General features: G+C 46.4%; 8 protein-coding genes and 4 pseudogenes. 10 read left to right on the top strand and 2 right to left on the bottom strand.

Annotated elements, in window-relative coordinates; genetic code table 11:
- Positions 1–61: 61 nt before the first annotated feature.
- Positions 62–199 (top strand): annotated as a pseudogene (locus A7090_RS23695) (aldo/keto reductase); the annotation flags it as partial.
- A gap of 183 nt (positions 200–382) precedes the next feature.
- Here the strand turns inward: A7090_RS23695 and azoR are convergent.
- The gene (azoR, locus tag A7090_RS23690) at positions 383–988 is read right to left on the bottom strand and encodes an FMN-dependent NADH-azoreductase (protein ID WP_105275736.1); all 606 of its coding nucleotides are present in this window, start codon (positions 986–988) and stop codon (positions 383–385) included.
- Between the two features lie 200 nt (positions 989–1,188).
- Here azoR and hrpA point away from each other — a divergent pair, with 200 nt between their 5' ends.
- The 9 genes and pseudogenes from hrpA to cybB all read left to right on the top strand — a co-directional run bounded on the left by hrpA (position 1,189) and on the right by cybB (position 9,547).
- On the top strand, positions 1,189–5,091 hold the full coding sequence (hrpA, locus tag A7090_RS23685) for an ATP-dependent RNA helicase HrpA (RefSeq protein ID WP_105275735.1): 3,903 nt from the start codon (positions 1,189–1,191) through the stop codon (positions 5,089–5,091).
- Positions 5,092–5,301: 210 nt separating this feature from the next.
- A pseudogene (locus tag A7090_RS26835) lies at positions 5,302–5,590 on the top strand (DUF2262 domain-containing protein); the annotation flags it as partial.
- A gap of 102 nt (positions 5,591–5,692) precedes the next feature.
- Positions 5,693–6,097 carry a DUF2262 domain-containing protein gene (locus tag A7090_RS27410; protein WP_446718735.1) on the top strand — a complete coding sequence of 135 codons (405 nt, stop codon included), beginning with the start codon at positions 5,693–5,695 and terminating at the stop codon, positions 6,095–6,097.
- Positions 6,098–6,220: 123 nt separating this feature from the next.
- Positions 6,221–6,647, top strand: a pseudogene (locus A7090_RS23675) (hypothetical protein).
- A gap of 4 nt (positions 6,648–6,651) precedes the next feature.
- The gene (locus A7090_RS23670) at positions 6,652–6,987 is read left to right on the top strand and encodes a hypothetical protein (protein ID WP_105275734.1); all 336 of its coding nucleotides are present in this window, start codon (positions 6,652–6,654) and stop codon (positions 6,985–6,987) included.
- A complete protein-coding gene (locus tag A7090_RS23665) occupies positions 6,977–7,408 on the top strand; it encodes a hypothetical protein (RefSeq protein WP_105275733.1) in 432 nt (143 codons plus the stop codon). The genes A7090_RS23670 and A7090_RS23665 overlap by 11 nt, the downstream gene beginning before the upstream one ends.
- A gap of 135 nt (positions 7,409–7,543) precedes the next feature.
- On the top strand, positions 7,544–7,921 hold the full coding sequence (locus tag A7090_RS23660) for a hypothetical protein (protein WP_089574178.1): 378 nt from the start codon (positions 7,544–7,546) through the stop codon (positions 7,919–7,921).
- Between the two features lie 115 nt (positions 7,922–8,036).
- Positions 8,037–8,837, top strand: a complete 801-nt coding sequence (gene ydcF, locus A7090_RS23655; RefSeq protein WP_105275732.1) for a DUF218 domain-containing protein YdcF — start codon at positions 8,037–8,039, stop codon at positions 8,835–8,837.
- A 179-nt stretch (positions 8,838–9,016) separates the two neighbouring features.
- Positions 9,017–9,547, top strand: coding sequence for a cytochrome b561 (gene cybB, locus A7090_RS23650; RefSeq protein ID WP_105275731.1), 531 nt, complete (start codon positions 9,017–9,019; stop codon positions 9,545–9,547).
- A gap of 254 nt (positions 9,548–9,801) precedes the next feature.
- Here cybB and A7090_RS23645 read toward each other — a convergent pair.
- Positions 9,802–10,080, bottom strand: a pseudogene (locus tag A7090_RS23645) (hypothetical protein); the annotation flags it as partial.

Genomic DNA, 10,080 nt, shown 5'->3' with positions numbered 1-10,080 from the left:
CGTAGCACTGCCGACTGAATAACACATCCCCGTCAATACGGTTCTTGCTGCACGCTTACGGTTGTTACAGCGTTCACCGAACATTTTGCTGATCCCTGGGACGTCTTCTGTTGCACATTTACGGGAGAATATGGCCGCTGAGAAATTGCATCTTTCTGCGGAAGTGTTGTCTACGTTGGATGGTATTTCGCGAGAATAACGAATATACAAAAGGGAAAGATGCATTTCCCTTTTGTTTTCTTTTTTTTGCAGCTGGATACGTTTACTTCCCCTGTTTATGCTGAGTCTTCCAGTACAGACGGAACCTGAGATTGTGGGAAAACAGGTAAGTAGATTGAGATGTGGACTGAATATCTACAGTCCACATTAAGATCGTGTCCGATTATGCAGCAACAATGCTGTCGATGGCTGCTTTCGCGTCAGCCTGTGCTTTCGCTGCCATTTCCGGACCGTACGCGATCCCTTCCGCAAAGACGAACTTCACGTCTGTCAGGCCGATAAAGCCCAGGAAAGTAGACAGGTACGGTGTGACCAGATCCGTTGGACCATCTTTGTGGATCCCGCCGCGGCTGGTAATAACGATGGTTTTTTTACCCGTTACCAGACCTTCCGGACCATTCTCCGTATAGCGGAAAGTAACGCCTGCGCGTGCAACCAGGTCAAAATAGTTTTTCAACTGAGTCGAGATGTTGAAGTTGTACATCGGTGCCGCAATAACGATAACGTCGTGGGCTTTCAGTTCGGCAATCAGCTCATCGGAAAGCGCCAGAGCTTCCTGCTGACGCGGAGTCAGCGGCGTATCGCTCGGACGCAGAGCGCCAACCAACTCGCCATCCAGTACCGGAATCGGATTTGCCGCCAGGTCGCGAACGGTGATTTCATCAGCGGAGTGCTTTTCGCGCCATTGCTCAACAAAATAATCGGACAACTGATTAGACTGAGAGTACCCTGCCAGGATGCTGGATTTAAGAACTAATACCTTACTCATGATGTTTCCTTATAGATGTTTGAATGGGCGATGCCCCGTTGCTTGTTGACACTTTATTCACAATCCTGCCACAGAGATAGCGCAATAAATCGAAGCCAATGTTCGAATTTATTGAACAACGCATAGAAAGCCGCGATGTGGTACTCTATATCTATCATTTAAAAGAAAATTAATCAGGCAAACTATTGCCCACTAACGTTATGACAGAACAACAAAAATTGACCTTTACTGCCTTGCAGCAGCGGCTGGATTCGCTGATGCTGCGTGACAGACTGCGCTTTTCCCGCCGTCTGCACGGCGTGAAGAAGGTTAAAAATCCTGATGCACAACAAGCCATTTTCCAGGAGATGGCGAAAGAGATTGACCAGGTGGCCGGGAAAGTCCTGCTGCGTGAAGCGGCACGACCGGAAATTACTTACCCGGACAATTTGCCGGTTAGTCAGAAAAAACAGGACATACTCGAAGCAATTCGTGATCACCAGGTAGTGATCGTCGCCGGGGAAACGGGTTCCGGTAAAACGACTCAGCTACCGAAAATCTGTATGGAGCTGGGGCGTGGGATTAAAGGGCTGATCGGCCATACCCAGCCGCGTCGCCTGGCGGCACGAACGGTGGCGAACCGTATTGCAGAAGAGCTGAAAACGGAGCCGGGCGGTTGCATCGGTTACAAAGTGCGTTTCAGCGATCACGTTAGTGATAACACGATGGTCAAACTGATGACTGACGGTATCCTGCTGGCAGAAATCCAGCAGGACCGCCTGCTGATGCAGTACGATACCATCATTATCGATGAAGCGCACGAACGCAGCCTGAATATCGATTTTCTGCTCGGTTATTTGAAAGAACTGCTGCCGCGGCGTCCTGACCTAAAAATCATTATCACTTCAGCGACTATCGACCCGGAACGCTTTTCGCGCCACTTTAATAATGCGCCGATTATCGAAGTCTCCGGTCGCACTTATCCGGTGGAAGTACGCTATCGCCCGATTGTTGAAGAAGCCGACGACACTGAGCGAGACCAGTTGCAGGCGATTTTCGATGCCGTAGACGAACTGAGCCAGGAAAGCCCCGGCGATATTTTGATCTTTATGAGCGGCGAGCGGGAAATTCGCGATACCGCCGACGCACTGAACAAGCTGAACTTACGCCATACGGAAATTTTGCCGCTTTATGCGCGGCTTTCGAACAGCGAACAGAACAGGGTGTTCCAGTCGCACAGCGGACGGCGCATTGTGCTGGCGACCAACGTCGCGGAAACTTCGCTGACCGTGCCGGGTATTAAATACGTTATCGACCCCGGAACGGCGCGTATCAGCCGCTACAGCTATCGCACCAAAGTGCAGCGTTTGCCGATTGAGCCAATTTCGCAGGCTTCAGCTAATCAGCGTAAAGGCCGCTGTGGTCGTGTGTCCGAAGGGATCTGTATTCGACTTTATTCGGAAGATGATTTCCTCTCGCGCCCGGAGTTTACCGACCCGGAAATTCTGCGTACCAATCTGGCGTCGGTTATTTTGCAGATGACTGCGCTGGGGCTGGGCGATATCGCCGCGTTCCCGTTTGTCGAAGCGCCAGATAAACGCAATATTCAGGATGGCGTGCGTCTGCTCGAAGAATTGGGCGCGATCACCACTGACGAACAGCAAACCGCATACAAACTTACACCGCTCGGTCGCCAACTCTCGCAGCTGCCGGTCGATCCTCGTCTGGCGCGAATGGTGCTGGAAGCGCAGAAACATGGCTGCGTACGTGAGGCGATGATTATCACCTCGGCCTTGTCTATTCAGGATCCGCGCGAACGACCAATGGATAAACAGCAGGCATCGGACGAAAAACATCGTCGCTTCCACGACAAAGAGTCCGACTTCCTGGCGTTTGTAAATCTGTGGAATTATCTTGGCGAGCAGCAAAAGGCGCTCTCTTCTAACGCCTTTCGCCGCCTGTGCCGTACCGATTACCTCAATTATCTTCGCGTGCGCGAATGGCAGGATATCTACACCCAGTTGCGCCAGGTGGTGAAGGAACTTGGCATTCCGGTTAACAGCGAACCGGCAGAGTATCGAGAAATTCACATCGCCTTACTGACCGGTTTGCTTTCCCATATCGGCATGAAAGATGCCGATAAACAGGAATATACCGGCGCACGTAATGCGCGTTTCTCCATCTTCCCCGGTTCCGGGTTATTCAAAAAGCCGCCGAAATGGGTAATGGTGGCAGAACTGGTAGAAACCAGTCGCCTGTGGGGGCGCATTGCGGCACGCATCGATCCGGAATGGGTGGAACCCGTTGCTCAGCATTTGATTAAACGCACCTACAGCGAACCTCACTGGGAACGGGCGCAGGGCGCGGTGATGGCAACGGAAAAAGTCACTGTTTATGGTTTGCCGATTGTTGCCGCGCGCAAGGTCAACTACAGCCAGATTGATCCTGCGTTATGTCGTGAACTTTTTATTCGCCACGCGCTGGTGGAAGGTGACTGGCAGACGCGTCACGTATTCTTCCGTGAAAACCTGAAACTGCGGGCCGAAGTGGAAGAACTGGAGCACAAATCACGTCGCCGCGACATTCTGGTTGATGACGAAACGTTGTTTGAGTTCTACGACCAGCGCATCAGCCATGATGTGATCTCTGCACGCCATTTCGACAGCTGGTGGAAAAAAATCAGCCGTGAAACACCTGATTTGCTCAACTTTGAAAAGAGCATGCTGATCAAAGAAGGGGCAGAAAAAATCAGCAAGCTGGATTACCCGAACTTCTGGCATCAGGGCAATCTCAAGTTGCGTTTGAGTTATCAGTTTGAGCCGGGGGCAGATGCTGACGGTGTGACCGTACATATTCCGCTGCCGTTACTTAACCAGGTTGAGGAGCGTGGGTTTGAGTGGCAGATCCCCGGTCTGCGCCGTGAACTGGTGATTGCGCTGATTAAATCGTTGCCGAAACCGGTACGCCGTAATTTTGTGCCCGCGCCAAACTACGCCGAAGCGTTTTTAGGCCGTGTCACGCCACTGGAATTGCCGTTGCTCGACAGTCTTGAGCGAGAGCTACGGCGGATGACTGGCGTTACCGTTGACCGTGAAGAGTGGCTCTGGGATCAGGTGCCCGATCACCTGAAAATCACCTTCCGCGTGGTGGACGATAAAAATAAGAAGTTAAAAGAAGGGCGCTCGCTGCAAGATCTGAAAGATGCCCTGAAAGGAAAAGTGCAGGAAACACTGTCTGCCGTTGCAGATGATGGTATCGAGCAGAGTGGCTTACATATCTGGAGTTTTGGCCAACTGCCGGAAAGTTACGAACAGAAGCGTGGCAACTACAAAGTGAAGGCGTGGCCGGCGTTGGTGGATGAGCGAGACAGTGTGGCGATCAAATTGTTTGATAACCCGCTGGAGCAAAAGCAGGCAATGTGGAACGGTCTTCGCCGTCTACTGCTGCTGAATATTCCATCGCCGATTAAATACTTGCATGAGAAGTTGCCAAACAAAGCCAAACTTGGGCTGTATTTTAACCCGTATGGAAAAGTACTGGAACTGATCGACGACTGTATCTCCTGCGGTGTAGATCAACTGATCGACGCTAATGGCGGCCCTGTCTGGACGGAAGAAGGCTTTGCTGCGCTGCATGAAAAAGTGCGCGCCGAACTGAACGATACGGTGGTGGATATTGCGAAGCAGGTCGAGCAAATTCTTACTGCGGTGTTCAATATCAACAAACGCCTGAAAGGTCGTGTCGATATGACTATGGCGCTGGGGTTGTCGGATATCAAAGCGCAGATGGGCGGGCTGGTGTATCGCGGTTTTGTCACTGGTAACGGTTTTAAACGCTTGGGCGACACGCTGCGATATTTGCAGGCGATTGAAAAACGACTGGAAAAACTGGCGGTTGACCCGCATCGTGACCGTGCTCAGATGCTGAACGTCGAAAACGTCCAGCAGGCCTGGCAGCAATGGATCAACAAACTGCCGCCTGCACGTCGTGAGGATGAAGACGTGAAAGAGATCCGCTGGATGATAGAGGAGTTACGCGTCAGTTACTTCGCCCAACAACTTGGTACGCCTTATCCGATTTCAGATAAGCGTATTTTGCAGGCGATGGAGCAGATTAGCAGTTAACCCTGCTATTTGCCTGAAATCTAAAACCCGGTAAGCCTATGCTGTCGGGTTTTTTCTTTATGAATTCTGAAAAATAGCAAGGGCGGTACTCCATACGTCGCGTGGGGAGTAGACTTGTGGCGTACGCAGTCATTTTTGAATTATCGATAACACATTTATTACAGCGATACTCAATGTTATTGATCAAATTTATTTTTCACTGAGGAAAAAATGGACTTAAATTCTGAAGAATACAAAAAATTTAGTCATACATTTAAAGATACAGAAGAAGAAATTCTCGTTCTTCTTAGTGATACTGGCGGTGGCGCAGGTAAGAGCGGCGGTGATAATTACTGGACGGCTCAACTGGTTGATAACAGAAGAAAATATGAAAGATCAAGGATGTGCGTGGCCGTTTAATATGCAGTCTGGCGGTTTGTATCGCCTGAGAGTACGAGACTTGATTCACAGGACTGTGCCGGAAGGGAAGTCACCAGCGTTTTATAATAGATTTTATGTCCTTGAAATCCTTGAAAGTCATGTTCAGTGTGAGGAACTGCTCAATATTCAGAAAGAATATCGCAAGCCCGTTATTATTGAAGATAAACAATTGGGGACTTTCGTGCTTAATAAAGACGACTCCTGTTTTTGCGGGGAAGTAACATGGAATAATCAGAATATTTCTGTATCTATGGAAGTAGATAAGAATGATAAATGTACATGGGAACAGGTTTTTGAAAATCTGCGATTTTTATTCAACAATATGCAGAAAAATGACCAGGAGTTTAGGCAATATGCCGCAGAACAATTAACTGAACTGGCCAACGACTGGCTACAAGATGAGGAAAATGATGAAATTACAGACGATATGTTTGTTAGCAGAATAAATCTTGTTAAGTTGGCCATGGATTATAATGGAGATTATTCATTATATTATAACGATGATGATATGTTCTGGGGGCACATTATTGATATTATGGGTAGTATTGAAACAGGACCGACGAGTGCTGACATAGCAGGTTGGTGAGAGTTTACTTATCTAAAAATTAAAACATAGAGCAGTGCCTGCACTGCTCGCAGGTTGATAAAATTAACAAATTTACATAAGTTTCATTCATACTTTTGCCTTGGGCGAACAGGACGTATTGCAATGAGTAGACATGATATTATACTGAGAACGCAATTTGAGCGGATAATAGAGAGTAATAACGTTGGTCAGGCGTTAATCTCTTTCTTTGACAAACTTCCGCAGGGAAATTATCGACGCGCAATTTATGTTTTATCAGTAATTTATCCGGTTAAACTTCACGTTGATGACGACGAATTTAAGTTTATTTTTTATATCATGTCAGAGAAAAAGTTTCTACGCCAACAGACCATTAGCGATTTTGTACGTTCAATAAATCTGATTGAATTTACTGAAACTCAAAAAAGTGTTTTGCGTGAACTTATTAAAAAGAATAATGATATCATAATAACGCAATGCACATTTGAGCTAGATTGTTTGTTAACGAGAGTTTCTGCGTCATCGAAACCAATTTAGAAACTCTAATGGTTACTTACCTGAGAATAATTAATAGTATGAAAAATGTAGAAAATATTATCTGGCATGATGGTGTTTTAGTAGAAACCAGAATGGAATGTCACCACGCCGAGTATAATTTTATATTGACGACAGAACTCTATGTTGATGAATTTACAGCCGGAAGGGAACGAAAAAGATTCGAGTTTACGGGAGTGGAACATTTATCGCAGGTTATGGATATTGCTGAGATTATTGATAACCAGAAATCAGGTAATATTAAAGACGCGACAATTGTTTATAAGGCAAAGAAGTATAATTTTTCACTTAATCTGTTTGGCGGTTTTTTAAGGTTTACATTTAAAACGATGCGGGTTGTTGACAATGAATATTAGTAATGCCAAGAGTGACAACTTGTCTTTTTATGAAGAAAAAATCCGCTGGCGAATGCGCCGGCAAATCTCGAATGCAGAGGCAATATTTTACGAGAATCAGGAAGAACACATTCAGCGCTTTTTAGGTAGATATACCTGTCGCAAACCGGTTCTTGTTTATTGGGAAAGTGAACAAAGATGGACATCTGTAAACGGTCTGGAAGTGAAGAGTATGTTTGATGAGCATTGTCATCACATCTACCTTGATGATATCAATAAAAAAATACAAGCTGAACTACCTGAAAATAAAACATTAGATTTCAAACGTCAATTGCAATTTATTATATTAGGGGATGAGAAGATAAGAATATGGGCGCCTCAAGGGGAATTATATTTCGCATTAATGAATGTATTGCAGATGTTCCCTCTGAAAAATGGTTAATGACTGGACAAGGTAATGTCAAACCACAGCAATGTCCATCGATTATTCATAGTACTTAAACATCCTCGCGCCGTTTTTGCAGAAGGTTAATGTGTGGTCTATTGAGTACAGTCTCATATGTTAAGGGTTATTAATATGGATGAATATTTTGTAAATATCACTCCGACTTCATTATCTTTTAAAAACGTCGATCTGTCAGATTTAAGCTATAAAAATGCCAGGCTTGAACTTACCCTGATATGCCCGACGTTTAAGTCAGAGCTTAAGATATCATTTGACTGGATACATTCATTTCGTGTTACTGACGAAGGTGATTTGTTAGGAATGTCAGGAATGCACGGTATTAGCCAAACGGGGATCTACAGAGTAGTGAATTCCGCCTATTTTGCATGGTTTACTATGCAAAGTTGTGAAATTCATAAAAATAAAATGATCGAACATTATGTTATTGCCACGTCAAATGATGTTATTGATGTTTTATCAACAGTTTCTCCGCAAATAGTGTATGACTAAAACCAGTGTCTGGTTCGCGATGGCGCGATAGAAAAAGGATCATCTTCCTTTCAGAGTGCTCCGCTTCTCATTATTATCTCACGCAGTATTCTTAAGGGAACGATAAGGAGGAACCATGAACATGACCCCGTTTCCGACGCTTTCGACGGCAACCATAGATGCCATAAATGTTATCGGACAATGGCTGGCGCAGGATGATTTCTCCGGTGAGGCGCCATATCAGGCCGATTGCGTGATCCTTGCAGGCAATGCGGTTATGCCGACTATCGACGCGGCATGTAAGATTGCCCGCGATCAGCAAATTCCTTTACTAATTAGCGGTGGTATCGGTCACTCGACAACTTTTTTGTATAGCGCCATCGCACAGCATCCGCACTACAACACTATTCGCACCACTGGCAGGGCAGAGGCTACCATTCTGGCAGATATCGCTCATCAGTTCTGGCACATTCCGCATGACAAAATCTGGATTGAAGACCAGTCAACAAACTGCGGTGAAAACGCACGCTTCATCATCGCGCTATTGAATCAGGCCGTACAACGAGTTCACACGGCTATCGTTGTACAGGACCCCACCATGCAGCGGCGCACGATGGCGACGTTCCACCGTATGACCAGGGATAATCCGGATGCACCACGCTGGTTAAGTTATCCTGGATTCGTTCCTCAGTTAGGAAATAACGCAGACAGTGTAATCTTTGTTAATCCGTTGCAAGGATTATGGCCGGTTGAACGTTATCTATCACTACTCACTGGCGAGCTGCCGCGTTTACGCGATGATAGCGATGGTTACGGTCCACGCGGGCGAGATTTTATCGTCCACGTTGATTTTCCTGTAGAAGTCACCCAGGCATGGCAAACCCTGAAACACGATGCGGTACTCATCGAGGCGATGGAAAGTCGTTCGCTCCGTTAAAAATTGCCCGTTTGTGAACCACTTGTTTGCAAACGGGCATGACTCCTTACCTTTATTTCTCCCTTTTACACTTGTCGTTGGGCAAGAGCTGGCGCGACAGCAGCGAAAAACATCATTTAATGAAATTTTAAGAAAAGCCCGTTATGTTAACGGAAAATTGTTTTAAAGCAGGAAATGTTATGAAGGATAAGTATTCAAGGTTACAAATCGGCATTCACTGGCTGGTCTTTTTGCTGGTTATCGCAGCGTATTGCGCAATAGAATTTCGTGGTTTTTTCCCACGTAGCGATCGGCCACTCATCAACATGATTCATGTTTCCTGTGGCATCTCAATTCTCGTGCTGATGGTCGTTCGTCTTTTGTTAAGGCTGAAATACCCAGTCCCGCCGATTATACCTAAGCCAAAACCGATGATGACAGGACTGGCGCATTTGGGACATTTGGTGATTTATCTCCTGTTTATTGCGCTGCCAGTGACTGGTTTGGTGATGATGTATTACCGGGGCAATCCGTGGTTTGCGTTTGGTATGACGATGCCTTACGTATCAGAGGCCAATTTCGAACGGGTTGATAGCTTAAAGTCGTGGCATGAGACGCTGGCGAATCTGGGATATTTTGTCATCGGATTGCACGCTGCAGCTGCACTGGCACACCACTATTTCTGGAAGAACAACACACTTCTACGCATGATGCCGCGTAAACGTTCCTGATGGATATTTAAAGAAAACGCCTGTACTAAAACCGACCCGTGGTACAGGCGAAGAATACGGGCCTACATCGGAAGCGCTTATTATATTTATTTGTATGACAAATAAAACCATAATCCTTGTCTATACGTTTATCTGGCTTATCTTTAATCAATTCACCTGATCGTTGATCTCATAACCACGTGGAGCTGGTGAATCCGTTAGTTTCGCTATGGTGTGAAAATGTTAAAGGAGGGATCGACAGATCCCTTCATCTTTCAGAATGGCATTGATTTTCTAATAGCGTTAATCATCACCTGGCAACCGGAAGAGAACGTCGCATCTACGCGGGTCAGTATTCCAATCGGTTCGCCTGCACCATGCCCCGGAACAGGCAGGGCCACCAGCGTGGCATGACGTAGGTCATCTTTTACAGCGCCAGAAGGGACAAACCACACGTAGTCGTATTCAACCGTAAGTTGACGAGATAGCGAAGCCGTGTCAGCGCCAATGATATAAGACAGTAATTCACCATTTGGATTGTCCGCTCCACCCAA

The organism is Escherichia sp. MOD1-EC7003 (assembly GCF_002965065.1).
Lineage (GTDB): Bacteria > Pseudomonadota > Gammaproteobacteria > Enterobacterales > Enterobacteriaceae > Escherichia.
Note: the sequence above shows the minus strand (reverse complement) of the source record. Positions and strands in the feature narration are given on the sequence as shown.